Here is a 25,417-nt window from a genome sequence, read left to right as displayed (position 1 = left end):
ATGAAAATCACCAAGAGTCTGTTGCACATCGGTGTGCTGGGACTGTCGCTGATGGCAACTGGGGTCATGGCCGCGGTGTCGGCCGATGAAGCGGCCAAGCTGGGCACCAGCCTGACGCCGATGGGCGCGGAGATGGCCGGGAACGCCGCCGGCACCATTCCGGCCTGGAAGCCTCTGGCGACCAACGCCGGCACGGTGGACAGCAAGGGGTTCCTGTCCAACCCCTATGGCAGTGAGCAACCGCTGTTCACCATTACCGCGCAGAACGTCGAGCAGTACAAAGACAAGCTGGCACCTGGGCAGTACGCGATGTTCAAGCGCTACCCCGAAACCTTCAAGATGCCGGTGTATCCGTCCCATCGTGGCGCCACCGTGCCGGCTGACGTATTCGCTGCGATCAAGCGCAACGCGACCAACACCAAGCTGGTGTCTGGCGGTAACGGCCTGGAAAACTTCGAAACCGCCATTCCGTTTCCGATTCCCAAGAGTGGCGTGGAAGTCATCTGGAACCACATCACTCGCTATCGAGGCGGCAGTGTGACGCGCTTGGTCACCCAGGCCACGCCACAGGCCAACGGTTCCTACAGCCTGGTGTACTTCCAGGATCAGTTCGTGTTCCGTGACAAGATGAAGGATTTCGACCCGAAGAATCCGGGCAACATCCTGTTCTACTTCAAGCAGAAAGTGACGGCACCGGCGCGTCTGGCCGGTGGTGTGTTGCTGGTTCACGAAACCCTCGACCAAGTGAAGGAGCCACGCTCGGCCTGGGTTTACAACGCCGGCCAACGCCGTGTGCGCCGCGCGCCACAAGTCTCCTATGACGGCCCGGGTACCGCTGCAGACGGTCTGCGTACCTCGGACAACCTGGACATGTACAACGGCGCGCCGGACCGCTACGACTGGAAGCTGGAAGGCAAGAAGGAGATGTACATCGCTTCTGACAGCTACAAGCTCGACTCGCCGACCCTGAAGTACTCCGACATCATCAAGGCCGGACACATCAACCAGGACCTGGCTCGTTATGAGCTGCGTCGGGTCTGGCATGTGGTCGCCACCTTGAAAGAAGGCCAGCGGCATATTTACGCCAAGCGTGACTTCTACATCGACGAAGACACCTGGCAAGCCGCCGTGATCGACCACTACGACGGTCGTGGTCAGCTGTGGCGTGTGGCTGAAGCCCACGCCGAGAACTACTACGACAAACAAGTGCCGTGGTATGCCGTGGAAACGCTCTACGACTTGCAGTCCGGCCGCTATCTGGCGCTGGGCATGAAGAACGAAGAGAAACAGGCCTATGACTTCGGTTTCACCGCTACCACCAGCGACTTCACCCCGGCCGCACTGCGTCAGGAAGGGGTTCGCTGATTTGTTGTAAATAGAGGCCGCATCCTCGGAAATTGCCCCGACTGGTTCGGGGCATTTTTTTGTGTCGGATTATGCTGATGGCTTTCCCAGCCAAGCCGAAGGTAATGCAGGTGAGTTTCTCTAGCTACATGAGCCTTTTGATCGATCAATAAACGAAATGTCACACAATCATTACGTACGATCTGGGTTATTTGGTCATAGTCTTTTCGCTTGAATGGTCGCAAAAATCTTCAACAGGTGGCCTTTTACCGTTAGTCTGCGGGCATCTGCTACGCCGACAACCGTACATCAATAAGAGTTGGCCATGACTGACCTGTCCCCCCTTAAACGGTCTGACCGCGCGGTGATTCCTGCCCCGGAAGGGCGTTTTTATCGACCCCCGTTGCCTGAGGGATACGTTCCGCGGCCGCGTCTTTGTGAGCGCTTGAATGGTGGGTTGAAGGGGCGTCTGTTGCTGGTGTCGGCTCCGGCCGGGTTCGGCAAAAGCTCACTGGCGGTGGAGTTCTGCCAGAGCCTGCCTGGGCAGTGGCAAAGTCTGTGGCTAGGGTTGAGCCGTCGGGACAGCGATCCCGGACGGTTCCTTGAACGCCTGCTGGCTTGCCTGCAGCAATACGTTGCGCAATTGGGTCAGCAATCTCTCGGCCTGTTGAAAATGCGCCAGCGCCACCAGCCTTTTGCCTTTGAAGAGTGGTTGGACGGTTTGCTGGATGAGCTGGCACTTCACCTCTCCAGTGCGACGCCCTTGTTGCTGGTTCTGGACGACTATCACTTGGCCCAAGGGCCGGTGCTCGATCGCTGCTTGCAGTTTTTCCTCAATCATTTGCCTGATGGTTTAGTGGTGTTGGTGACCAGCCGTCAGCGCCCTGACTGGCATTTGGCGCGGCTGCGATTATCACGGCAGTTGCTGGAGTTGACTGAGCAAGACTTGCGCCTGACCCATGACGAGTCTCTGAGCCTGTTGGACCATCACCGCACGGCGCTGCGTGGTGAGGCTCTGGAGAACCTGATCCTGCGCAGCGAGGGCTGGGTGGCCGGGCTGCGATTCTGGTTGTTGGCGGCCTCCGAGGCGGGCGCCGTGGGCGCATTGCCCCAGAATCTGCATGGTGGAGAAGGGCTGATCCGCGATTACCTGCTCGAAGAAGTCATTGATTGCCTGCCAGCCGAGGTTCAGGCCTTTCTGTATGACACGGCGCCCCAGGAGCGTTTTTGCGCCGAACTCTGCGATGCCTTGCGCGAGGCCCATGACAGCGCCGAGATCCTGGGCTTTTTGCAAGCGCACCAAGTGTTCCTGGTGCCGTTGGATGAGCACGGACACTGGTATCGCTATCACCATCTGTTTTCCGATCTGTTACGTACCCGGCCCACGGCCAATGTCCTGGTGCCATCCGCCACTCTGCATTTGCGGGCCTGTCGCTGGTTCAGTGCCCAGGGTTTGCTCGATGAGGCGGTGGAGCAGGCGTTGCGTGCCGGACATTTGGATGTGGCGGCCAACCTGGTGCAGAACCTGTCGGAGGAGCAACTGCTGGCGGAGCAGAACGTTGGCATGCTGCTGCGCTGGAAGATGGACTTGCCCGACAGTTTGCTGATCAGTACGCCGCGGCTGATCGTGCTCTATAGCTGGGCTTTGGGGCTGGCTTGCCAGTTGGATGCGGCGCAGGAACTGGCGGCTCACTTGAGCCGGTTCTTGCCGGCCCCTTCGGCCACCGCGCAAAAGTCGATGCTGGCCCAATGGCTGGCGCTGAGCGGGATCATCGCCCGTGGACGCGGGCAGCGGGAAAAGACCCTGGCCTATTGTTCCGAAGCCCTGGAAAGCCTGCCTCATAAACGTTATGGGCAACGCTTGATGTGCCTGTCGACCCTATCCAACCTGGCCATTACCGAGGCTGACCTGTGGCGTGCCCGCAGCCTCAATCGCGAGTCCCTGGAGTTGGCGCAGCGAGTGGGCAATCCCCTGTTCGAAGCCTTGGCCCATTACGATCGTGCGCGAGTCTTGCAAGCGCGAGGTGAAGTGTTGCGGGCCTTGGAGGAGGTGTATCAGGGGCTGCGTCGTCTGCAAGGGTTGTCGGCCCAGCGCTTGTACGCGGTGCGGGCTCGGCTGACGCTGTATGAAGGTTATTTGCTGTCCTTGCGGGGCCAGCCCGAGACCGCACTGGAGCGCTTGCAAACTGGGCTGGTGGAGGCGCGTGCCTGCCGCGATATCAGCGTGCTCATCGGTCATTGTGTCATTGCCAAGCTGGAGGGCCTGCGGGGCGAGTTTTCCCATGCTTTTGCAGAACTGGCCGAGGCCGAACGACTGATGCATATCTGGGACGTACCGCCGATTTATTACCTGGCGATGATCACCCTGGTGAAATGCGAACTCTGGCTGGCCCAGGGGCACACCGATCTGGCCGAGGCCTGGCTGACACGCTTGGGCCAGACGTACACCGGCGAACAGGCCGCGGCGCCGCCGGAGTTTCATCCGCAACTGCCGTTGCACATCGAGCTGCAACACGCTCGATTGGAGCGCATCAAAGGTGAGCCGGACAGGGCTGAACAGCGTTTGAAGCTGTTGGTCGAGCTTGGTCAACACAGCGGCCGCCAGCTGTTGAGCGTGATGGCCCTGGTCCAGAAAATCCCCCTGTTGCTGGCGGCGGGGCGCGGGGTGGAGGCGCGACAGGATTTCGCCCAGGCCCTTGAGGCAGCGGTGGGCGGCGTTCTGCAGCCGTTTGAAGGGTTGATCCGCGGTCATCCCTGTTGGGTGCGCGAGCAGTTGCAGCACGCTGGGTCGACAGCTCTGGTCCAGGCCTTGCTGGAGCGTTTGCCAGCTGCGCCCCGTGAGTCTCCAGAACCGCCGGTTCTTAGTGAGGCTCTGAGTTCCCGGGAGTTGTCGGTGCTGCAGTTGATCGCCCAAGGGTGTTCCAACCAGGAAATCAGCGAGCGTCTGTTCATTTCACTGCACACAGTGAAAACCCATGCCAGCCATATCAACAGCAAGCTGGGAGTGGAGCGCCGGACCCAGGCGGTCGCCCGAGCCCAGGAATTGGGGTTGCTGGGCTAACTCTTGGCGCGCGCCACCGCTTATTGGGCCAGGTGCTGCTTGCAGTAATCGGCGAACAGTCGCGCCGGCTTGGTCAACTGGCCGCGCTTGAGCCAGGCCGCTACCAGACCGGAGCCGGTCACGTCCTCGACGATGTCCACGCACACCACGGGCTTGCCGTCGTAGGAACATTGGGAGTGAGGGCGGGTCACCAGAATCGAAAAGCCGAAGCCTTGCCCGACCATGCCCCGCACCATCTCGATGGACGGTGAACTGAAGGCAATTTGCGGCGTCAGGCCGAGCTCTTCGAACAAGCTGACGAAATAGGTGCGGCTCGGTTGTACATCCAGCAGAATCATCGGCTCCAGGCATAGATCGCGCAGCGACACCTGGGCTTGTTTGGCATAGCGATGGTCGGCGGGCAGCAGCGCGTAGGGGCGCTGTGGTGGCATCAACGGCTCGGTTTCGATGGTGCCGTCCAGATCATGTTCATACAGAATCGCCAGATCGAATGCGCCCCCGGTCAAGCCCTGTACCAGTTCCTGCTGTTCGCCGTCGCGAATGCGGATTTCCACCCCTGGATAGAGCGCGCTGAATCCGGCAATCAGTTGCGGCAGGTACAGCGGCGCCACGGTTTCAAAGCAGCCGATGTCGATCTGTCCAGCCACTACGTCGTTGTCCGCCAGGGCGTTCTGCTCGAACTCCTTGGCCATGCGCAGCAGTTCCTGAGCCTTGCGATAGAAGCGCGCACCACTGGGGGTCAGGGACACGCCCAGGGCGTGATGACGGATCAACAGTTGCACGCCGAAACTGTCTTCCAGGCCTTTGATGGCAGTGGAGATGGACGGTTGGGCGATGTACAGCTTGCGTGACGCTTCGGCGACGCTGCCGCATTCGACGGTGGTGATGAAGTACTTCAATTGACGCAGATTGTAGGTGGCCACAGCGAACCTCGTGCTTTGCCTTGGCGCGGGGGATGGAGCCTGGTGACCCGGGCTTGCAGGCATCACGCCGATTGCCGTGCGCTCGATGCCAGCACGTTGCGCATCGGTCTCCCCCCGAGCGTGTTTTTTGTTCCTCAACAATACTCACATGCGACGTGGTGGAGGGTTCAAGCTGGCGAGCTTTTTCATCGCTTGCGAGCATATATTTCCTCGCTTCGTCGACCTTGGTCACTCAGCGGCTGTTGTCTGAATGGACGGCGCTGGGCGGCTTTAGGTGGGCTCGTCGTCGTTTTGCGCGATGGTGGGAGAGGCCTCGACGGACGAGGCGGCGTTGAAGTTCAGCGTAACGGTAAAGCGCTGTTGCTCGATGAGCACGTTGATGTGCCAGCCCAGTCTCGCGCTCAGTTGGCGCATCAACTCCAGGCCCAGGCCGTACCCGAAGTCGCTGGACGATTCGAGTTGCTTGGCTTCGCGGATGCGGTTGACGATACGTAACTGCGGGTACTCGAAGTTGATGTCGACGCTGCCGTCGTCAGCGTATTGCAGGGCGTTGCGCAAGAAGTTGCCAACCACGATCCGACAGGCGGTCAGGGGCAGGCGGCAGGGCTCGTTGCTGATGTTGAGCAGCAGTTCGATATCCCGTGTACCGATCAGGTAGCGGTGTTCCTCGATCAGCTCGTTGACAAGTCCGCTCATGTCGATGGCTTCTTCGGGCAAGGGCTCGGGGAGTTCGCGGCTCATCCATAGCAGGGTTTCGGCGATGCGTTGCATGTTCAATACCGAGCGCTCGATGCGTTGCAGGGGCGGGGGCAGGACCCCGCCGGACTGCAGGGTCAGCAATTCGATATTGGCCTTGAGTACTGCCAGCGGGGTACGCAGTTCGTGGCTGGTATAGCGCAGCAGGCGGCCTTCGCGCGCGCTGGCTCCCTGCACTTGCCGCACACTCTGGGCCAGAGCATCGGCCAGCATATTGAACTCCTTGAAACCGAAATGTGGGCGCTGGCCGGACACCGCTGCTGGGTCCTTCAGGGTCGTGGACCATTGGGCCAGCCGTCCCAGGGGGCGGACCAGCCACCAGACCAACAGGGCGATGATGATCAGCGCCGGAATGAATACCGCCAGGCTGATGAAGTTGACGCCGCCCAGCTCACGCTCGAGGTAGGCGTCGGACAGAGGCGTCTCGACCTCACCGCCTTCTTCGTGGTAGTGGTCGACGTCGAACATGTACAGGATCTTGCCGTCAGCCAGAGGCTGGGTCAGGACCGCTCGGCCTTCGTCCTCGTCGTCGGAATTGAGATCGCCAAAGACCTGCACCGCGCCAAAGGACAGGCTCGGGGGCGTATCCAGCACCTGACGGATTTTTTCCGGCAGTGCTTGTTTGCCGATGACGCTGGTGTAGAAGTAGTTACTCGGCGTCGGAGTGGTGGGGTCCTTTTTGTAGTGCCTGGCGAAGTATTGAGCTTCCTCTTCCATCATGGCGCTGGCGGTGTAGAGGAAGCCCCGCACACCGTATTCCGGTAGCAGCAGGCTATAGATCATCAGCACCACAGCGATCAGCAACAGGAAGCTGCCGCTGATCACCCACTTCAGACTCAGTCCCTTACGCATGTGAGCGCAACTGCATGCCAATGCCCGCAAGCGTGTGGATCAGCGGCTGATCGAAGGACTTGTCCACGGTCTTGCGCAGTCGGTGCATGTGCACCTTGAGGGTGTTGCTGTCGGGTGGTTCGTCACCCCAGATGGTCGCTTCCAGGCGTTCACGGCTGACCGGTTCGGGGCTGGCGCGCATCAGGCACTCCAGCAGCGTCCAGCAGATGGGCGACAGGTGTAGTTCCTGTCCGGCGCGGCTGACTTTACGGGTGTTGAGCTCCATCACCAGATCGGCCACTTGTAGGCGGCTGGCCTGTCCGCTGCGCCGCATGCTCAGGGCGCGAATCCTGGCCACCAGCTCGGCCAGTTCGAAGGGTTTGACCAGGTAGTCGTCGGCGCCGGCGGTAAAGCTGGCGAGTTTGTCTGGCAGCGCGTCTAGAGACGTCAGCATCAGCACGGGGGTCTGGCTGCCCTGCTGGCGCAGCTGTTCGCACAACTGCTGGCCGTTCAGGCGCGGCAGCATGATGTCCAGGAGAATAACGTCATAGTGCTGGCTGAGTGCCAGATTCAGTCCGGTCTGGCCATTGCTGGCGTGGTCGCAGACGATGCCGCTGATTTCCAAGTATTCAATCACGGTATTGGCTAGATCGAGGTTGTCCTCGACCAGCAGTAGGTGGATGTGCACGGGAATGTCCCCTTGGGGCCTTGTCGCTTGGTGGACCGAAGGATAGCGGAGTCGGACCCTTTGCTGACGATGTTTACCTAGTGTTAACCCATCGCTCTCTAAGCTGGGGGGCTCTTGTATCCAGAGCGTGACCCGCCATGAGTTTGTCTTCAGTGGTCAAAGGAGTCTTGCTGATCTTGATTCTCCTCGGCCTGATATCCTGCGTCCTGCCTTCCTATACGCCATTGCTGCGACTTGGGCAGGGAGGCCCCTTTAACTGGTTTTGGATTGGCCACAGCGTTGAGTGTGCAGGGGCGGGTTATGTCACCAACACCGTCTGATGACACCAGCGCCCGTTACTCCGATCAGTTGGTGTTGTGTCTGGTGCTGATTCTGTGTGTGTCGATTTCCATGGGCGGTTATATCGTTCACTTCAATGCACGCATTGATAAGCAGCGCGAGCTGTCACCGGTGCATTTGCTTGAATGCGGCAAGGGACGAGGGGCTTTCATCATCGACCCTCATGGTCAGCGCAGCAGCAGTGACAACTGCTACCTGATCGAAGAAGACAAGTAGTCTCTGGCCTGGCGGATGCTTCGCCATTGAATTCCAGCGCAAGAAATGTAGTTCTTGCGCTGGAATCTCGATTTACAGTGACGGCGTGGGGAGGTAAAGCGACCAGTCGTAAATGGGTGTGCCAGGCCTCCTGGGTAGATTTTAGGAGGCATAGCATGTCCTGCGTATTCAAGAAAACCCCATCCCCGGTGGGGGATCTAACCCTGGTGGCCAGGGGGGCGAAGCTGGCCGCGATTCTCTGGGAGCATGAACAGCAGAACCGCGTGCGCCTTGGCCCACTGCAGCAAGCAGACAATCACCCGCTGCTGCTGGAGACCGAGTGCCAGCTTCAGGAGTACTTTGTCGGCCGCCGTGAACGCTTCGATCTTGAGCTGGACTGTGTTGGCACCGAGTTTCAGCGCAAGGTCTGGCAGGCGCTGCTGACCATCCCCTTTGGCGAAACTCGTAGTTATGGCCAGATTGCTCGACAAATCGGCAGCCCCAAGTCCGTGCGCGCGGTGGGCGCGGCCAATGGCCGGAACCCGATTTCGATTGTTGTCCCTTGTCACCGGGTGATCGGCGCTACGGGGAGCCTGACCGGTTTTGCGGGCGGGCTTGAGGCCAAGCAGTTTCTGCTGGCGCTGGAAGGCGAAGAAACGCTGCCTCTGGCGTTTTGAATGAGCTGCGACGGCGAGCTGTGCGAAAATGGCCCATCGACTTTCTGGAGCATTCCCGTGGACGCCGCTAAACCCTGTCTTATCCGCGAAACCTTCCCCGTCGGCCCTTTGCAGTGCAACTGCACCATCATCGGTGATCCGTTGACCAAGAAAGCCATCGTTGTCGACCCAGGTGGCAACCCTGATCTGATCATGGCGCGTCTCGATGCCCTGGGGTTGAAAGTGGTGAGCATCATCCATACCCATGCGCACTTGGATCATTTCCTTGCCTCCGGGCAGATGAAGGAAAAGACCGGTGCCACGTTGCATCTGCATAAGGACGATCAGTTTCTTTGGGACAACCTGGAGATGCAGTGCAGCATGTTCGGCGTGCCTTACACCCCGGTCCCGTCTCCAGACCGCTGGCTGGACGATGATGAAGAGCTGGCCTGCGGTTGTGGCGTGGCCTTGCACACGCCCGGGCACACCCCAGGTTCCATGAGCTTTTGGTTTTCTGAGGCTAAGCTTCTGATTGCTGGTGACACGCTGTTCAAGGGTGGTGTCGGGCGTACGGACTTGTGGGGCGGCGATCAGGCTACACTGGTGCGTTCGATCAAACAGCGTCTGTATACCCTCGACGAAGAAGCCACAGTGATCGCCGGTCACGGTCCAGACACCCGCCTGGGTGATGAAATGCGTCAGAACCCATTCGTGAGAGCCTGACTATTTGCTCTGTGGTTCACGGAATTTTTGCCGTTCTGCGTGTTCCAACTTCAGCAAAGGTCTGTTGCCAACGTCCGCTGCACCACAGAATGCAAAATGTAGGAGCTTTCCATGTTCACCTCGCGTCGTTTGATTGTTGTCGCTACTGCTGTGGCCTTATTGTCTGGTTGCGCTTCGCCTAATCCCTATGACAATCAGGGGCAGGCCGACGGCGGTTCGTCGGGCATGAGCAAAACTGCAAAATACGGTGGCCTGGGAGCCTTGGCCGGTGCGTTGGCCGGTGCCGCCATCGACCACAACAACCGTGGCAAGGGAGCACTGATCGGTGCGGCCGTGGTGGGGGCGTCTGCCGCCGGTTACGGCTACTACGCCGACCAGCAGGAGAAGAAGCTGCGCGCCAGCATGGCCAACACCGGAGTTGAAGTGCAGCGTCAGGGTGATCAGATCAAGCTGATCATGCCGGGCAACATCACCTTCGCCACCGACTCGGCGAACATTGCCTCAAGCTTTTACCAGCCGTTGAACAACCTGGCCAACTCCCTGCGTGAGTTCAACCAGAACCAGATCGAGATCGTCGGTTACACCGACAGCACCGGCAGCCGTCAGCACAACATGGACCTGTCCCTGCGTCGTGCCCAGAGCGTGGCAACCTACCTGACTTCCCAGGGTGTGAGCGGAGCCAACTTGTCCGCGCGTGGTGCCGGTCCGGATAACCCGATCGCCAGCAACGCCGACGTTAACGGCCGCGCGCAGAACCGTCGGGTGGAGGTCAATCTCAAGGCGATTCCCGGTCAGCAATATCAACAACCCGGTCAGCAGTACCAGCAGTACTGATCGCCCCGTCACAATTTGACGGACAAAAAAACGCCCGATGTGCATCGGGCGTTTTTTATGGCTGAAACGAATTACTTCTTCAGGCCGTATTGCTCGTCGAGCATGCCGGGTGCGTTCGGCGTCTTCGGTGCGTAGTCCCGTGGTGGCTCCTGATCTCGCGGTGGAGTCAGGCGCTCGCGCGGTGCTTGTGCCGACTCCGAATGCAGTGCGGCCAGCAGGCGCTGGCGGGTCAGTTCGTCCAGGGCCAGGCGGTTGGCGCCCTCGGCGAGGTGATCCTGCACTTCCTGATAGCTCTGGGTGAGCTTTTTCACCAGGTTTGCAGTGCTGTTGAAGTGGGTGACCACTTCGTTCTGATAATTGTCGAAACGTTCCTGAATATCATCCAACTGACGCTGCGTGCGGTTAGGCGCGGCATTGGGCAGCAGGCGAGCAACCAGGAATCCAATGGCGACACCCGCGACCAGGGCAAGAGTCGGCAACAACCAAACTAAGAGCGAGTGTTCCACGAGTCCTTCCTCTATAAACGGCTTTGCTTTACGTTAACGGCTCGAACCTGCGCTGTATACCGCGATTCACTCGCAATAGATTGGCACAGACCATTTGCTAGACGAGTCGACCCCCTTCGAGGTCACGGAGTTCCTTCCTTGCTAATGCGTGAAACCCCTGTAGTGATTGCCGGCCCGGTGGGCCAACTGGAAGCCTTGTATCTGGAGGTGCCCGACGCTCGTGGCGTGGCACTGATCTGTCATCCAAACCCGGTGCAGGGCGGCACCATGCTCAATAAGGTGGTGTCGACCTTGCAGCGCACCGCGCGGGATGCCGGTTTGATCACCTTGCGCTTCAACTATCGGGGTGTCGGCGCCAGTGAAGGTTGTCACGATATGGGCAGTGGCGAAGTCGACGATGCCCAGGCGGCCGCCCTGTGGCTGCGTGACAAACACCCCGAGCTGCCTTTGACTCTGCTGGGTTTCTCTTTTGGTGGTTTCGTCGCCGCCAGCCTTGGCGGGCGCCTGGAAGTCCAGGGCGTGCCGCTCAAGCACCTGTTCATGGTAGCGGCGGCGGTGACCCGGTTGCGGGAGACCGACCTGTTGCCGGAAACCTGCCCGTTGACTCTGATTCAGCCGGAAACCGATGAAGTCATCGATCCCCAAGCGGTCTATGACTGGTCTGACGCGCTTGTTCGCCCCCATGAGCTGCTGAAAGTGGCAGAATGCGGGCACTTTTTTCATGGCAAGCTCACCGATCTGAAGGATCTGGTACTGCCGCGACTTTCGAATTGATAGCAGTCTGACAAGCGATTACCCATGACTACTCGTACGCGTATTCTCACTGGCATCACCACCACCGGCACGCCGCACCTGGGCAACTACGCTGGTGCGATTCGCCCGGCGATCTTGGCCAGCCGCGACAACAATGCCGATTCCTTCTACTTTCTGGCTGACTATCACGCGCTGATCAAGTGTGATGACCCGCTGCGTATCCAGCGCTCGCGCCAGGAGATTGCCGCGACTTGGCTGGCCGGTGGCCTGGATGTGGAGCGCGTAACCTTCTATCGCCAGTCGGACATTCCGGAGATCCCGGAGCTGACCTGGCTGCTGACCTGTGTCGCCGCCAAGGGGCTACTCAACCGCGCCCATGCTTATAAAGCCTCGGTGGACAAGAACCTTGAGGCCGGGGAAGACCCGGACGCCGGTATCACCATGGGCCTGTACAGCTACCCGGTGCTGATGGCTGCGGACATCTTGATGTTCAACGCGCACAAGGTGCCGGTGGGGCGTGATCAGATCCAGCACGTGGAAATGGCCCGGGATATCGGCCAGCGTTTCAACCACCTCTTCGGCCAGGGCAAGGAGTTCTTCACCATGCCCGAGGCGCTGATCGAGGAAAGTGTCGCCACCCTGCCTGGCCTGGACGGTCGCAAGATGTCCAAGAGCTATGACAACACCATCCCGCTGTTCAGCAGTGCTAAGGACATGAAGGACGCGATCTCGCGGATCGTCACCGACTCCAAGGCACCTGGTGAAGCCAAAGACCCTGACAACGCCCACCTGTTTACGCTGTTCCAGGCATTTTCTACCCCGGCGCAGGCCGCTGAGTTCCGTGGTGAATTGCTTCAGGGCCTGGGTTGGGGCGAAGCCAAGAACCGCCTGTTCCAATTGCTGGATGGCGAGCTGGGCGAAGCCCGCGAGCGTTACCACCAATTGATCGCGCGCCCGTCGGATCTGGAAGACATCCTGCGTGTCGGTGCGATCAAGGCTCGGGCGGTGGCGACGCCTTTCCTCAGCCAACTGCGTGAAGCGGTAGGTTTGCGTTCTTTTGCTACTCCGGTGCAGGTGGCCGCGACCACCAAAAAGAAAGCCGCCAAAGCTGCACGCTTCATCAGCTTTCGCGAAGACGATGGCAGCTTCCGCTTCCGTCTGTTGTCCGCCGAGGGTGAGCAGTTGCTGTTGTCGCGCAACTTTGCAGATGGCAAGGCGGCCGGTGCGGTGACCAAGCAACTGCAATCTGGTCAGGAACTGGACCTGCGTCGTGAAGCTACCGGCTTCAGTATCTGGCTGGAGGGTACCTGTGTAGCCGACAGCCCGGCTTTCGCTGATGCCGCGGCCTGTGACATGGCCATCGATGCACTGCGGACTGCGCTGACTCCAGCGCAGGACTAATCGGAATCTTCCCGACCAAGGGCTGATTGCCATTCCCCAGGGCCGTCGCTAAAGTGACGGCCCGTTTTTGTTGCCTTGCTAACGAATTATGACGCCCCTAGAACGATACCAAGCAGACCTGAAACGCCCGGACTTCTTTCACGACGCTGCGCAGGAAACCGCTGTGCGTCATTTGCAGCGCCTGTATGAGGATCTGATCGCCGCCGAACAAAACAAGCCGGGGCTGTTCGGCAAAATCTTCGGCAAGAAGGATCAGGCACCGGTCAAGGGGCTGTACTTCTGGGGCGGAGTCGGGCGCGGCAAGACCTACCTAGTGGACACCTTCTTTGAAGCCTTGCCGTTCAAGGAAAAGGTTCGTACGCATTTTCATCGTTTTATGAAGCGTGTACACGAAGAAATGAAGACCCTGGGTGGCGAGAAGAATCCGCTGACCATCATCGCCAAGCGATTCTCACAAGAAGCGCGGGTGATCTGCTTCGATGAGTTCTTTGTGTCTGATATCACCGACGCGATGATTCTCGGCACCTTGATGGAGGAGTTGTTCAAGAATGGCGTGACCCTGGTGGCCACCTCGAACATCGTTCCAGACGGTTTGTATAAGGATGGCCTGCAGCGTGCGCGCTTCTTGCCGGCCATTGCCCTGATCAAGCAGAACACCGAAATCGTCAACGTCGACAGTGGCGTCGACTATCGGTTGCGTCACCTGGAGCAGGCGGAGCTGTTCCACTACCCACTGGACGAAGCGGCCCACGAGAGTCTGCGTAAAAGTTTCCGGGCGTTGACACCGGAGTGCACTCAATCGGTGGAAAACGATGTATTGATCATCGAAAACCGTGAGATCCGCGCACTGCGTACTTGTGATGATGTGGCCTGGTTCGATTTCCGTGAGCTGTGCGACGGGCCTCGTAGTCAGAACGACTACATCGAGTTGGGCAAGATTTTCCATGCCGTGCTGCTCAGCGGCGTGGAGCAGATGAGTGTCACCACCGACGACATCGCACGGCGTTTTATCAACATGGTCGATGAGTTCTACGACCGTAACGTCAAGCTGATCATCTCCGCCGAGGTTGAACTCAAGGACCTCTACACCGGTGGTCGTCTGACGTTCGAGTTCCAACGAACCCTAAGCCGGTTGCTGGAAATGCAGTCCCACGAATTCCTCTCGCGAGCGCACAAACCGTAATCATTGAACCAATGAAAAAGGCCTGCACTGCAGGCCCTTTTTTTTATGCGGCCTGTTGCTGGAATTGCTGGCGGTACTGGTTGGGTGAGAGTTCGGTATGCTGGCGAAACAGCCGGGCGAAGAAACTGGCGTCGTCGTAGCCGACTTCGTAGCTGATGGTCTTGATGCTCTTGCGTGTTCCCGAGAGCAGGCCCTTGGCGGTTTCGATGCGCAGGCGCTGCAGGTAGTGCAGAGGCTTGTCGCCAGTGGCGGTTTGGAAGCGACGCATGAAGTTGCGAATGCTCATGCCATGCTCGCGAGCCACATCCTCGAAACGGAACTTGTCGGCGAAGTGCTCCTCAAGCCAGTGCTGGATCTGCAGGATGAGCACATCCTGGTGCAGTTTCTGACCGCCAAAGCCGATGCGCCCGGGGGCGTAGTTGCGTTGCACTTCGTAGAGGATGTCCCGAGCCACCGCTTGAGCCACGTTGGCGCTGCAGAAGCGTTCGATCAGGTAGATATAAAGATCGCAGGCTGAAGTAGTACCGCCGGCGCAATAGAGGTTGTCGGCGTCGGTCAGGTGTTTGTCCTGGTTGAGTTGGACGTTAGGGAAGCGCTCACTGAAGGCACTGAAGAAACGCCAGTAAGTGGTGGCTTCCTTACCGTCGAGCAATCCGGCCTCAGCCAGCCAGAAAACGCCGGTGGCTTCGCCGCAGAGCACTGCCCCGCGAGCGTGTTGCGCGCGCAGCCAGGGCAGTATCTGTGGGTAGCGTTGGCACAAGGTATCGAAGTCATCCCAAAACGCCGGGAGGACGATCACATCCGCGTCTTCCAGCGGACCGTCCACCGGGATGGTCACGTTGCTGAAACTGCTCACCGGCTGACCGTTGGGGCTGACCAAGCGGGTTTCGAATGCAGGGGTCAAGCCTTGGCCCAGTTGTTTGCCGTAGCGCAGGCTGGCCAGGTGGAAGAAGTCCTTGGCTTGCATGAGGGTGGAGGCGAAAACCCGGTCGATGGCCAGGATGCTGACGCGCCGCAAGGGCGTGGAGGTTTGGTTAGACATAATTCAATTGTTCTTATAGGGGAAAGTGGTCACCAGACGGCTGGATCGTCTTATTTTTTGTCGGATGTGTCCAGTGTCCTGTGCAGATACCTGGGCTTAGGCTCTGGCAGCCAATCCCAATCAATAACAACCACAGGTGGCAGCATGATTCCCAGAACTTTGTTCAGTTCCGAGCACGAACTCTTCCGTGACAGCGTGCGTAGCTTTCTTGAGAAAGAGGCGGTGCCCTTCCATGGTGATTGGGAAAAACAGGGCTATATCGACCGTCAACTGTGGAGCAAGGCGGGCGAGGCGGGGATGCTGTGCTCACATATTCCAGAAGAGTACGGCGGCCTGGGGGCGGATTTTCTCTACAGCACGGTGGTCATTGAGGAGATCGGCCGGCTTGGCTTGACCGGTATCGGCTTTTCCTTGCATTCAGATATTGTCGCGCCCTACATCCTGCATTACGGCAGTGAGGCGCTGAAGCGCAAGTATCTGCCCAGGCTGGTATCAGGGGAGACGGTCACCGCGATTGCCATGACGGAGCCTGGCGCGGGTTCCGACCTGCAGGGAGTGAAGACCACGGCGGTACTCGATGGCGACGAATACGTGATCAACGGTTCCAAAACCTTTATCACCAATGGTTTTCTGGCCGAGCTGGTGATTGTCGTGGCCAAAACCGATCCCAAGGCGGGCGCCAAGGGCACCAGTCTGTTCCTTGTTGAAGCCAATACCCCTGGGTTTTCCAAGGGCAAGCGCCTGGAAAAGGTCGGCATGAAGGCTCAGGACACCTCGGAGTTGTTTTTCCAGGATGTGCGTGTGCCCAAGGAAAACCTGCTGGGGCAAGCCGGGATGGGGTTCGCCTATCTGATGCAGGAGCTCCCTCAGGAGCGGCTGACGGTTGCGATCGGCGGTCTGGCCAGTGCTGAGGCGGCGCTGCAATGGACTTTGGACTACACCCGCGAACGCAAAGCCTTCGGCAAGGCGATTGCCGACTTTCAGAACAGCCGATTCAAGCTGGCGGAGATGGCCACGGAAATTCAGATTGGCCGAGTGTTTGTCGACCGCTGCTTGGAGCTGCACCTGCAAGGCAAGCTCGACGTGCCGACAGCGGCAATGGCCAAGTACTGGGGCACCGATTTGCAATGCAAGGTGCTGGATGAATGTGTGCAGCTACATGGTGGCTACGGCTTTATGTGGGAATACCCGGTGGCTCGGGCCTGGGCGGATGCCAGGGTGCAGCGTATCTATGCCGGGACCAATGAAATCATGAAGGAAATCATCGCCCGGTCGTTATAGGCCCGGCGGCGTGCCAGGGAGCGTGAGCGACTCATGCGGTGCTGCGCTCGCTGGCAAGCCCTTTTCGGGTTTTTATGGCGCGGGGCTGGGGTGGTCCTTGTGGATCGCGTCGATTGCCGCCAAGACCTCTTCTGAAAGCTTCAAGTCGGCGCTGGCAATGTTGCTGTCCAATTGCTCCAGGGTGGTCGCACCGATGATATTGCTGGTCACGAATGGCTGTTGATTGACAAAGGCCAAGGCCATTTGCGCAGGGTCCAGGCCCTGTTCGCGAGCCAGGGCTACGTAGCGGATGCAGGCTGCTTCGGACTGCGGATTGAAGTAGCGATTGAAGCGACTATAAAGGCTCAGGCGTGCTTTGGCCGGGCGGGCACCTGCCTCGTACTTGCCGGACAAAAAGCCGAACGCCAGCGGGGAATAGGCCAATAGGCCGCATTGTTCTCGAATCGCGATTTCCGCAAGGCCCACCTCAAAGCTGCGGTTGAGCAGGTTGTAGGGGTTTTGGATCGAAACGGCTCGCGGCCAGCCGCGGCTTTCGGCCAGGGCGAGGAATTTCATGGTGCCCCAAGGGGTTTCGTTGGACAGGCCGATGTGGCGGATTTTGCCGGCCTTGACCTGTTCATCCAGTGCTTCGAGGGTTTCTTCCAGTGGGGTGAAGTCTTCATCGGCCTTGTGTGTATAGCCCAGTTGACCGAAGAAGTTGGTGCTGCGCTCAGGCCAATGCAGTTGGTAAAGGTCGATCCAGTCGGTCTGTAGGCGCTTGAGGCTGGCATCCACGGCTTCAACGATGTGTTTGCGGTTGTGCTTGAGCTGTTTATCGCGGATGTAGTCGATGGTGTTGCCCGGTCCGGCGATCTTACTGGCGAGGATCCAGTCGGCGCGGTCGCCGCGTTGCTTGAACCAGTTACCGATATAGCGCTCGGTGCTGGCGTAGGTTTCAGCCTTGGGGGGGACCGGGTACATCTCGGCGGTGTCGATGAAATTGATCCCGGCATTCTTGGCTCGTTCGATCTGAGCGAAGGCCTCAGCCTGAGTGTTCTGCTCGCCCCAGGTCATGGTTCCCAGGCAAATGGCACTCACATTCAGATCGGTTCGGCCCAGTTGGCGATAGTCCATCGGGTGCTCCCTTGGCAAAACAATCATAAAAGCAGGTTGAATTTTTTTTCGCAATCTGCATAATTCGGCAGCTCTTTCTGCAGTGGAAGTGATGCGCCGCCTGCCGAAGAATCTTGCCGTATACCAGACGCGCTGACCCGAGCCCCCGATAGCGTCTGTGTCCGGCTGCCTTTGACCTTGTCAAAGTAAGCACTATTCAGTAAGATCCGCCGTCTATTTTGCTGGGCGGCCCCTGAGGCTATAAAGAATGAAAACTTTTACTGCTAAACCGGAAACAGTAAAGCGCGACTGGTTCGTCGTCGACGCTGCAGGTCAGACCCTGGGTCGTCTGGCCACCGAAATCGCGAGCCGTCTGCGTGGCAAGCACAAGCCTGAGTACACTCCTCACGTTGACACCGGCGACTACATCGTCGTGATCAATGCCGAGCAGGTACGTGTTACTGGCGCTAAAACCACTGACAAAATGTACTACTCCCACTCCGGTTTCCCGGGCGGCATCAAGTCGATCAACTTCGAGAAGCTGATCGCCAAAGCCCCTGAGCGCGTGATCGAGACCGCGGTAAAAGGCATGCTGCCTAAAAACCCGCTGGGTCGCGACATGTACCGTAAGCTGAAAGTCTATGCGGGCGCTGCTCACCCTCATACTGCTCAGCAGCCCCAAGAACTGAAGATTTAACGGAATAGTTCATTATGTCGGCGACTCAAAATTACGGCACTGGCCGTCGCAAGACTGCAACCGCACGCGTTTTCCTGCGTCCGGGCACTGGCAACATCTCGATCAACAACCGCTCCCTGGATAACTTCTTTGGTCGCGAAACTGCCCGCATGGTAGTTCGTCAACCGCTGGAGCTGACCGAGACTGTTGAGAAGTTCGATATCTACGTTACCGTTATCGGCGGCGGCGTAAGTGGTCAAGCTGGCGCAATCCGCCACGGTATCACTCGCGCTCTGATGGATTACGACGAAACTCTGCGTGGCGCTCTGCGTAAAGCTGGTTTCGTAACCCGTGACGCACGTGAAGTAGAGCGTAAGAAAGTGGGTCTGCGTAAAGCGCGTAAGCGTCCGCAATACTCCAAGCGTTAATTCGCTGTCGCGTTCAAAAGCGCCCAGTCTCCTTGCGGAGCTGGGCGTTTTTTATTGTCTGAAAATTGCGGTGTGACAACTTGCCACATCCGTGGAGGCCCTATACTACAAGGCTTGGCGCTGGCTTGGCTTGGTAATTACCTTGTCAGAATAGGGGCTTTTCATTACCATTCGGCAAAATTTTTATAAGTTCAGATTTTTACTTAGTAGATGCCTGATTTAACAGGCCACAAAGCTGATGGGAGAGGACTGAATGAGCAATGACGGCGTGAATGCAGGCCGGCGTCGCTTCCTAGTAGCAGCCACATCCGTGGTGGGCGCTGCTGGAGCGGTGGGGGCTGCGGTCCCGTTCGTGGGGTCATGGTTTCCCAGTGCCAAGGCGAAAGCCGCAGGTGCACCGGTGAAAGTGAATATCAGCAAGATCGATCCAGGTCAGCAGATGATTGCTGAATGGCGAGGTCAGCCGGTGTTCATCGTCCGCCGTACAGAGGAAATCCTGGGGAATCTTAAAAAGATCGAGGGCCAGCTGTCTGACCCTGACTCCAAGAACTCAGTACAACCAACCTACGTCGACCCGGAAGTGCGTTCGATCAAGCCAGAGATTCTGCTGCTGATCGGTATTTGCACCCACTTGGGCTGTTCTCCGACCTTCCGTCCTGAAGTGGCGCCTGCGGATCTGGGCAAGGACTGGGTAGGTGGCTATTTCTGCCCTTGCCACGGCTCCCACTACGATCTGGCTGGTCGCGTCTACAAGGCGCAGCCCGCGCCCCTGAACCTGCCAGTCCCCCCGCATTCCTATGAGTCGGATGACATCATTGTCATTGGCGTCGACACGGAGAAAGCGTGATGAGCAAGTTCATGGATTGGGTCGATGCGCGTTTCCCCGCGACCAAGATGTGGGAAGACCATCTCAGCAAGTATTACGCTCCGAAGAACTTCAACTTCTTCTATTTCTTTGGCTCCCTGGCGCTGTTGGTTCTGGTCAACCAGATCGTTACCGGTGTCTGGCTGACCATGAGCTACACCCCCTCGGCGGAAGAGGCCTTTGCTTCCGTTGAGTACATCATGCGGGATGTTGAGTACGGCGCAATCCTGCGTCTGCTGCACTCCACCGGAGCTTCCGCGTTCTTCATCGTGGTTTATCTGCATATGTTCCGTGGCCTGCTCTACGGCTCCTACCAGAAACCCCGTGAGCTAGTGTGGTTGTTTGGCATGCTGATCTACCTGGCACTGATGGCTGAGGCCTTCATGGGCTACCTGCTGCCTTGGGGGCAGATGTCCTACTGGGGGGCCCAGGTGATCATCTCGCTGTTCGGTGCGATCCCGGTGATTGGGGATGATCTGACCCAGTGGATCCGTGGCGATTACCTGATTTCCGGGATTACCCTGAACCGCTTCTTCGCCTTGCACGTGGTTGCGCTGCCGATCGTTATTCTCGGTTTGGTGGTGCTGCACATCCTGGCATTGCACGAGGTGGGTTCGAACAACCCTGATGGCGTCGATATCAAGAAGCACAAGGACGAGAACGGTGTTCCGTTGGACGGCATCGCTTTCCATCCTTACTACACCGTGAAAGACATTGTCGGTGTTGTAGTGTTCTTGTTCATCTTCTGCTCGATCGTGTTCTTCTTCCCGGAAATGGGCGGTTATTTCCTCGAGAAGCCGAACTTCGAACCGGCCAACCCATTCAAGACGCCTGAGCACATTGCCCCGGTTTGGTACTTCACTCCGTTCTACGCGATTCTGCGTGCGGTGCCGGACAAGCTGTTGGGTGTGATCGCGATGGGGGCTGCGATCGCGGTGCTGTTCGTGCTGCCTTGGCTGGACCGTAGTCCGGTCAAGTCCATGCGATATAAAGGGATGTTGAGCAAGATCTGGTTGCTGCTGTTCTGCATCTCGTTCGTGATCCTGGGTGTGCTGGGTGTATTGGCTCCGACTCCTGGTCGTACATTGCTGTCGCAGATATGTACCTTCCTGTACTTCGCCTACTTCATTCTGATGCCGTTCTACACCAGGCTCGAGAAGACCAAACCGGTTCCGGAAAGGGTGACTGGCTGATGAAAAAGCTATTTGCTGTACTGATTCTTGCTGCTATGCCCGTAATGTCTTTTGCGAGTGGTGCTGCTGGCCCAGAGCTGGAGAAGGTCGATATCGATCTGTCTGACAAGGCTGCATTGCAGGACGGCGCTCGGACCTTCGCCAACTATTGCATGGGCTGCCACAGTGCAAAGTTCCAGCGTTATGAGCGGGTTGCTGATGACTTGGGTATCCCTCACGACCTGATGCTGAGCAAACTGGTTTTTACCGGAGCAAAGATTGGCGACCATATGAACATTGGCATGCAGCCCGCTGATGCCAAGAGCTGGTTTGGTGCTGCGCCGCCAGACCTGACCTTGGTGGCACGTGTTCGTGGTAATGACTGGCTCTACAGCTATCTCAAGTCCTTCTATGAAGATCCATCGCGTCCTTGGGGTGTGAACAACAAGGTCTTCCCTAACGTGGGTATGCCTAACGTTCTGGTTGGTCTTCAAGGTCGTCAGGTGGTGGGTTGCAAGCAGGTTCAGATCGTTGAGGACGGTAAGAAACAATACGATCCGCTGACCGGTACGCCGCTGACTCATGAAGCGTGTGACCAGTTGACCATCAAGGAGAATAGCGGCGCTCTCAATGAGGAGCAGTTCGACGAGAAGGTCAAGAATCTGGTGACCTTCCTGGCTTACTCGGCCAACCCGGTCAAGCTTCAGCATCAGCGCATTGGTACATACGTGCTACTGTATCTGGCCTTTTTCTTTGTGTTCGCCTATCTGCTCAAGCGTGAATACTGGAAAGATATTCATTGATAACGGTTTAAACATCAGTTGTTGAACGTGCGCGCCCGTGGGCGTCTCTGAAGCTGTAACAACCTTGTATCATTCGGGGGTTACCAGAGGCGCCTTTAGGGCGCGCTCGTTTTTTCTGCTTCCGATAATTTCAACAAGCGAGGAGGATCGCCATGGGCGTGACCAATCGGTTGGCCTGTTACTCCGACCCCGCCGACCACTATTCCCACCGGGTGCGCATTGTGCTTGCGGAGAAGGGTGTCAGCGCCGAGATCATTAATGTGGAGGCGGGGCGTCAGCCGCCGAAACTGATCGAGGTGAACCCTTATGGGAGTCTGCCTACGCTGGTCGATCGTGACCTGGCATTGTGGGAGTCGACTGTGGTGATGGAGTACCTGGATGAGCGTTATCCGCATCCACCGTTGCTGCCAGTCTATCCAGTGGCGCGGGCCAACAGCCGTTTGCTGATACACCGTATTCAGCGTGATTGGTGTGGGCAGGTCGACCTTATTCTTGACTCTCGAACCAAGGAAGCTGCACGGGTTCAAGCGCGTAAAGAACTTCGTGAGAGCCTGACCGGAGTTTCTCCGCTGTTCGCCGACAAGCCGTTTTTCCTCAGTGAGGAACAAAGTCTGGTGGATTGCTGCCTACTTCCCATACTCTGGAGATTGCCGATCCTGGGTATTGAGTTGCCGCGGCAGGCCAAGCCGCTGCTTGATTATATGGAGCGCCAATTTGCGCGTGAGGCTTTCCAGGCGAGTCTGTCTGGTGTCGAACGTGATATGCGCTGAGGCTTAAGGAGCCGCTATGAACTCCAGTCGACCTTATTTGGTCCGCGCGCTCTATGAGTGGATTGTGGACAACGATTGCACCCCGCATTTGCTGGTCAACTCCGACTATCCTGCGGTGCAGGTGCCTCAGGGATTTGCCAGTGACGGGCAGATTGTCCTGAATATTTCTCCCAGCGCCGTGCGTCATCTGCATATGGACAATGATGCGGTAACCTTCGAAGGTCGCTTTGGTGGCGTGCCTCATAGTCTGCATGTGCCTATTGCTGCGATCTTGGGGATCTACGCGCGGGAAAATGGTCAAGGCATGGTCTTTGATTTGGAGTCGCCTCTGGAAGAGGATGACGATGTCGATCCGGATGATGACGTGCCGCCACCAGATAGTGAGCCGCCGCGCCCTAGCGGTCGACCCAGCTTGAAAGTGGTTAAGTAAGAAAGGGCAATGTGGATGCAGGTTGCTTGAAAGCTTAACAATGTGCTCGTCGGCATAAAAAAATGCCCATATCGCAAGATGTGGGCATTTTTTGTGTGTTGCATTCCAGATAAGAGCCCGCCTGGAGTGTGTCGTTTCCAGCTCCTCTGGGCGAGCTCATGGCAAATAGTCAGAAGAGGGCTTTCTTGGGTTGTAAGCGTCTGGCCAAGTCACCTTCAAAACTCCAGCATTAAGGGCGATGGTGTCCGCGTATTTTTAAGCGGACACCATCGCCCTTAATCGCCAGGATTTTCATGCGCCAACGAAGCTCTTATCCCAAACCGTTCAAAGCCCAGGTCGTTCAGGAATGCCTTCAGCCCGGCGCCACCGTTTCAAGCGTCGCCATCGCTCACGGCATCAACGCCAACGTCATTCGTAAATGGCTGCCGCTTTACCGGCACAGCTCAGTGCCCGCGTTGCCTGCGTTTGTCCCGTTGAAGGCTCCTCCTAAGCGGCCGTCAGAGGCATTGGCGATCATCGAGATACCCGTTGGCGAACAAGCCATCGCCGTGAAGTGGCCAGTGTCCGATCCTGATGGGTGCGCTCGATTTATCCGAGAGCTTGCCAAGTGATCCGCATTGACGCCATCTGGCTCGCCACCGAACCCATGGATATGCGTGCCGGCACCGAAACTGCGCTGGCCAGAGTGATCGCAGTATTCGGTGCGGCGAAGCCGCACTGCGCTTATCTGTTTGCCAATCGCCGGGCCAATCGTATGAAAGTTCTCGTGCATGACGGAATCGGCGTTTGGCTGGCGGCACGGCGGTTGAACCAAGGAAAATTCCACTGGCCAGGCATACGACAAGGCAGCGAGTTGGAACTGGATAGTGAGCAACTTCAGGCCTTGGTACTTGGTTTGCCTTGGCAGCGCGTTGGCGCTGGCGGTGCAATCACGATCCTTTAAAAAGCTGTAATTAAACCCAGAACACGCTGTCGCACGCGGTCGGCTTTGGTAAAATCCACGGCATGACTTCTATGCCAAACCTCGACCACATGACCCCCGACCAACTGCGTGCACTCGCTGCGCAGTTGATGTCGAAGGTCGACACCATGGGCAGAAAGAACCACCGCGATCAAACCATCATCGAACAGTTGACCCACGAGATCGCGATCCTCAAGCGGCACCGGTTTGCCAAGCGCAGCGAGCAGATCAGTCCTGAGCAAGGCAGCTTGCTCGACGATCTTCTTAACACCGATCTTGAGGCTATCGACGCCGAGCTGACGGCACTGCTTCCGACTCCTGCTCCAGAAGTAGCGCGCCAAAAGCCAAAGCGCGCGCCGCTGCCGTCGCAGTTTCCACGTACCGTCATTCATCACGAACCAGAAAACACTCAGTGCACTTGCGGTTGCCAACTTCAGCGCATCGGCGAGGACGTCAGCGAGAAACTGGATTACACGCCAGGCGTGTTCACCGTCGAACAGCATGTGCGTGGGAAATGGGCCTGCCGTCAGTGCGAAACACTGATCCAGGCACCAGTACCGGCCCAAGTGATCGACAAAGGCATCCCAACCGCAGGTCTGCTGGCCCATGTGATGGTTGCGAAGTTCGCTGACCACTTGCCGTTGTATCGGCAGGAGAAAATCTTCGGACGTGCCGGTTTAGCGATCCCGCGCTCCACACTGGCTCAATGGGTTGGACAGACCGGTGTGCAGCTTCAGGCGCTGGTTGATGCCTTGCGAGAAGCCGTTTTGGCCCAACGAGTCGTCCATGCCGACGAGACGCCGGTGCAGATGCTTGCGCCCGGACAGAAGAAAACTCACCGTTCTTATGTATGGGCTTACTGCACCACGCCGTTTTCGGTGCTCAAGGCCGTGGTCTATGACTTCAGCCCGAGCCGGGCAGGTGAGCATGCACGTAACTTCCTCGGCTCATGGAACGGCAAGCTGGTGTGCGACGACTTTGCTGGCTACAAAGCTGGCTTCGAGAAAGGCATGATCGAAATCGGCTGCATGGCCCACGCCCGCCGCAAGTTTTTCGATCTGCACGTGGCGAATAAAAGTCAGCTGGCCGAACAGGCGCTGCACTCAATTGGTGGCCTGTACGAAGTTGAACGCCAAGCGCGGGACATGAGCGATGAGGATCGCCGCCGAATACGGCAAGAAAAAGCAGCGCCGCTGGCAAAAACACTGCACGACTGGATGTTGACCCAGCGCGATCTTGTGCCCAACGGGTCAGCGACGGCCAAAGCCTTGGATTACAGCCTTAAACGCTGGATCGCGCTGACGCGCTACCTGGATGATGGCGCTGTCCCCATAGACAACAATCCAGTCGAAAACCAGATCAGACCGTGGGCGCTTGGCCGTTCGAATTGGTTGTTTGCCGGATCGCTTCGCAGCGGCAAACGGGCGGCGGCGATCATGAGCTTGATCCAGTCGGCGCGCATGAATGGGCACGATCCGTATGCCTATCTCAAAGATGTGCTGACGCGGTTGCCGACGCAACGGGCGAGTGAGATCGACCAACTGCTGCCGCATCAGTGGGTATCTGTCTGACTTACGCAACGTGAGTTGGGCAGACGCTTACCTTGGGTTTCTGTCACTCATAGAAAAGCCAATGCCCCGACAAGGCGGGGCATTGGCTTTTGATGCTTGGCTGGTTGCGTTTTCACGTGGTCTGCGCGGGGCG

26 protein-coding genes are annotated in these 25,417 nt (G+C 58.0%); 20 read left to right on the top strand and 6 right to left on the bottom strand.

Features of this window, described 5'->3' with window-relative positions; genetic code table 11:
- Together PLD_RS29510 and PLD_RS29505 are read left to right on the top strand one after the other, a co-directional pair.
- On the top strand, positions 1 to 1,365 hold the full coding sequence (locus PLD_RS29510) for a DUF1329 domain-containing protein (RefSeq protein ID WP_159898285.1): 1,365 nt from the start codon (positions 1 to 3) through the stop codon (positions 1,363 to 1,365).
- Positions 1,366 to 1,669: 304 nt separating this feature from the next.
- A complete protein-coding gene (locus PLD_RS29505; protein WP_159898284.1) occupies positions 1,670 to 4,405 on the top strand; it encodes a LuxR C-terminal-related transcriptional regulator in 2,736 nt (911 codons plus the stop codon).
- A 20-nt stretch (positions 4,406 to 4,425) separates the two neighbouring features.
- Here PLD_RS29505 and PLD_RS29500 read toward each other — a convergent pair whose 3' ends face one another.
- The 3 genes from PLD_RS29500 to PLD_RS29490 all read right to left on the bottom strand — a co-directional run bounded on the left by PLD_RS29500 (position 4,426) and on the right by PLD_RS29490 (position 7,603).
- Positions 4,426 to 5,328, bottom strand: a complete 903-nt coding sequence (locus tag PLD_RS29500) for a LysR substrate-binding domain-containing protein (RefSeq protein WP_159898283.1) — start codon at positions 5,326 to 5,328, stop codon at positions 4,426 to 4,428.
- 270 nt (positions 5,329 to 5,598) lie between these two features.
- Positions 5,599 to 6,936, bottom strand: a complete 1,338-nt coding sequence (locus PLD_RS29495) for a HAMP domain-containing sensor histidine kinase (RefSeq protein WP_159898282.1) — start codon at positions 6,934 to 6,936, stop codon at positions 5,599 to 5,601.
- Positions 6,929 to 7,603, bottom strand: coding sequence for a response regulator transcription factor (locus PLD_RS29490; RefSeq protein WP_159898281.1), 675 nt, complete (start codon positions 7,601 to 7,603; stop codon positions 6,929 to 6,931). The genes PLD_RS29495 and PLD_RS29490 overlap by 8 nt, the downstream gene beginning before the upstream one ends.
- A gap of 300 nt (positions 7,604 to 7,903) precedes the next feature.
- Here PLD_RS29490 and PLD_RS29485 point away from each other — a divergent pair, with 300 nt between their 5' ends.
- The 4 genes from PLD_RS29485 to PLD_RS29470 all read left to right on the top strand — a co-directional run bounded on the left by PLD_RS29485 (position 7,904) and on the right by PLD_RS29470 (position 10,350).
- Positions 7,904 to 8,158, top strand: a complete 255-nt coding sequence (locus PLD_RS29485; RefSeq protein WP_159898280.1) for a hypothetical protein — start codon at positions 7,904 to 7,906, stop codon at positions 8,156 to 8,158.
- Positions 8,159 to 8,313: 155 nt separating this feature from the next.
- Positions 8,314 to 8,814: a methylated-DNA--[protein]-cysteine S-methyltransferase gene (locus tag PLD_RS29480; protein WP_159898279.1), complete on the top strand. Its 501-nt coding sequence runs from the start codon at positions 8,314 to 8,316 to the stop codon at positions 8,812 to 8,814.
- Positions 8,815 to 8,871: 57 nt separating this feature from the next.
- A complete protein-coding gene (locus tag PLD_RS29475) occupies positions 8,872 to 9,516 on the top strand; it encodes an MBL fold metallo-hydrolase (protein ID WP_159898437.1) in 645 nt (214 codons plus the stop codon).
- Positions 9,517 to 9,627: 111 nt separating this feature from the next.
- Positions 9,628 to 10,350 (top strand): OmpA family protein, encoded by a 723-nt coding sequence (locus tag PLD_RS29470; RefSeq protein WP_159898278.1) that lies wholly within the window; start codon positions 9,628 to 9,630, stop codon positions 10,348 to 10,350.
- Between the two features lie 71 nt (positions 10,351 to 10,421).
- On the opposite strand, the gene PLD_RS29465 is transcribed toward PLD_RS29470, so the two are convergent.
- Complete coding sequence (locus PLD_RS29465) at positions 10,422 to 10,856, bottom strand: YhcB family protein (protein ID WP_159898277.1); 435 nt, start codon at positions 10,854 to 10,856, stop codon at positions 10,422 to 10,424.
- A gap of 144 nt (positions 10,857 to 11,000) precedes the next feature.
- Here PLD_RS29465 and PLD_RS29460 point away from each other — a divergent pair, with 144 nt between their 5' ends.
- The 3 genes from PLD_RS29460 (at position 11,001) to zapE (ending at position 14,193) form a co-directional block, all read left to right on the top strand.
- Positions 11,001 to 11,630 (top strand): alpha/beta hydrolase, encoded by a 630-nt coding sequence (locus PLD_RS29460; RefSeq protein WP_159898276.1) that lies wholly within the window; start codon positions 11,001 to 11,003, stop codon positions 11,628 to 11,630.
- A 24-nt stretch (positions 11,631 to 11,654) separates the two neighbouring features.
- Positions 11,655 to 13,010, top strand: a complete 1,356-nt coding sequence (locus PLD_RS29455) for a tryptophan--tRNA ligase (protein WP_159898275.1) — start codon at positions 11,655 to 11,657, stop codon at positions 13,008 to 13,010.
- An 88-nt stretch (positions 13,011 to 13,098) separates the two neighbouring features.
- On the top strand, positions 13,099 to 14,193 hold the full coding sequence (gene zapE / locus PLD_RS29450) for a cell division protein ZapE (RefSeq protein WP_159898274.1): 1,095 nt from the start codon (positions 13,099 to 13,101) through the stop codon (positions 14,191 to 14,193).
- A 43-nt stretch (positions 14,194 to 14,236) separates the two neighbouring features.
- Here zapE and PLD_RS29445 read toward each other — a convergent pair whose 3' ends face one another.
- Positions 14,237 to 15,136 (bottom strand): GlxA family transcriptional regulator, encoded by a 900-nt coding sequence (locus PLD_RS29445; protein WP_178116259.1) that lies wholly within the window; start codon positions 15,134 to 15,136, stop codon positions 14,237 to 14,239.
- A 243-nt stretch (positions 15,137 to 15,379) separates the two neighbouring features.
- Here PLD_RS29445 and PLD_RS29440 point away from each other — a divergent pair, with 243 nt between their 5' ends.
- Entirely contained in the window at positions 15,380 to 16,516 is a 1,137-nt protein-coding gene (locus PLD_RS29440; RefSeq protein WP_159898272.1) for an acyl-CoA dehydrogenase family protein, read from the top strand.
- Positions 16,517 to 16,588: 72 nt separating this feature from the next.
- Here PLD_RS29440 and PLD_RS29435 read toward each other — a convergent pair whose 3' ends face one another.
- A complete protein-coding gene (locus PLD_RS29435; protein WP_159898271.1) occupies positions 16,589 to 17,629 on the bottom strand; it encodes an NADP(H)-dependent aldo-keto reductase in 1,041 nt (346 codons plus the stop codon).
- A gap of 247 nt (positions 17,630 to 17,876) precedes the next feature.
- Between PLD_RS29435 and rplM the strand changes: the two genes are divergently transcribed.
- The 10 genes from rplM (at position 17,877) to PLD_RS29385 (ending at position 25,284) form a co-directional block, all read left to right on the top strand.
- Positions 17,877 to 18,305, top strand: a complete 429-nt coding sequence (gene rplM / locus PLD_RS29430; protein ID WP_007928449.1) for a 50S ribosomal protein L13 — start codon at positions 17,877 to 17,879, stop codon at positions 18,303 to 18,305.
- A 14-nt stretch (positions 18,306 to 18,319) separates the two neighbouring features.
- The gene (gene rpsI / locus PLD_RS29425; RefSeq protein ID WP_003205364.1) at positions 18,320 to 18,712 is read left to right on the top strand and encodes a 30S ribosomal protein S9; all 393 of its coding nucleotides are present in this window, start codon (positions 18,320 to 18,322) and stop codon (positions 18,710 to 18,712) included.
- A gap of 253 nt (positions 18,713 to 18,965) precedes the next feature.
- Positions 18,966 to 19,559: a ubiquinol-cytochrome c reductase iron-sulfur subunit gene (gene petA, locus PLD_RS29420; protein WP_047306018.1), complete on the top strand. Its 594-nt coding sequence runs from the start codon at positions 18,966 to 18,968 to the stop codon at positions 19,557 to 19,559.
- Positions 19,559 to 20,770, top strand: coding sequence for a cytochrome bc complex cytochrome b subunit (locus PLD_RS29415; protein WP_159898270.1), 1,212 nt, complete (start codon positions 19,559 to 19,561; stop codon positions 20,768 to 20,770). Before petA ends, PLD_RS29415 begins: the two co-directional genes overlap by 1 nt.
- Positions 20,770 to 21,552: a cytochrome c1 gene (locus PLD_RS29410; protein ID WP_159898269.1), complete on the top strand. Its 783-nt coding sequence runs from the start codon at positions 20,770 to 20,772 to the stop codon at positions 21,550 to 21,552. The genes PLD_RS29415 and PLD_RS29410 overlap by 1 nt, the downstream gene beginning before the upstream one ends.
- Positions 21,553 to 21,704: 152 nt before the next feature.
- Positions 21,705 to 22,322 carry a glutathione S-transferase N-terminal domain-containing protein gene (locus PLD_RS29405; RefSeq protein WP_159898268.1) on the top strand — a complete coding sequence of 206 codons (618 nt, stop codon included), beginning with the start codon at positions 21,705 to 21,707 and terminating at the stop codon, positions 22,320 to 22,322.
- A 16-nt stretch (positions 22,323 to 22,338) separates the two neighbouring features.
- Complete coding sequence (locus tag PLD_RS29400) at positions 22,339 to 22,752, top strand: ClpXP protease specificity-enhancing factor (RefSeq protein ID WP_159898267.1); 414 nt, start codon at positions 22,339 to 22,341, stop codon at positions 22,750 to 22,752.
- A gap of 293 nt (positions 22,753 to 23,045) precedes the next feature.
- The gene (locus PLD_RS29395) at positions 23,046 to 23,363 is read left to right on the top strand and encodes a transposase (protein ID WP_159889782.1); all 318 of its coding nucleotides are present in this window, start codon (positions 23,046 to 23,048) and stop codon (positions 23,361 to 23,363) included.
- Positions 23,360 to 23,695, top strand: coding sequence for an IS66 family insertion sequence element accessory protein TnpB (tnpB, locus tag PLD_RS30895; protein ID WP_159889784.1), 336 nt, complete (start codon positions 23,360 to 23,362; stop codon positions 23,693 to 23,695). Before PLD_RS29395 ends, tnpB begins: the two co-directional genes overlap by 4 nt.
- A 62-nt stretch (positions 23,696 to 23,757) precedes the next feature.
- On the top strand, positions 23,758 to 25,284 hold the full coding sequence (locus PLD_RS29385) for an IS66 family transposase (protein WP_159889786.1): 1,527 nt from the start codon (positions 23,758 to 23,760) through the stop codon (positions 25,282 to 25,284).
- The last annotated feature ends 133 nt before the right edge of the window (positions 25,285 to 25,417 follow it).

The sequence above is a fragment of the Pseudomonas sp. LD120 genome (assembly GCF_009861525.1).
Taxonomy (GTDB): domain Bacteria; phylum Pseudomonadota; class Gammaproteobacteria; order Pseudomonadales; family Pseudomonadaceae; genus Aquipseudomonas.
The sequence above is the reverse complement of the archived record's forward strand: the minus strand, read 5'-3'. Positions and strand labels throughout refer to the sequence as shown.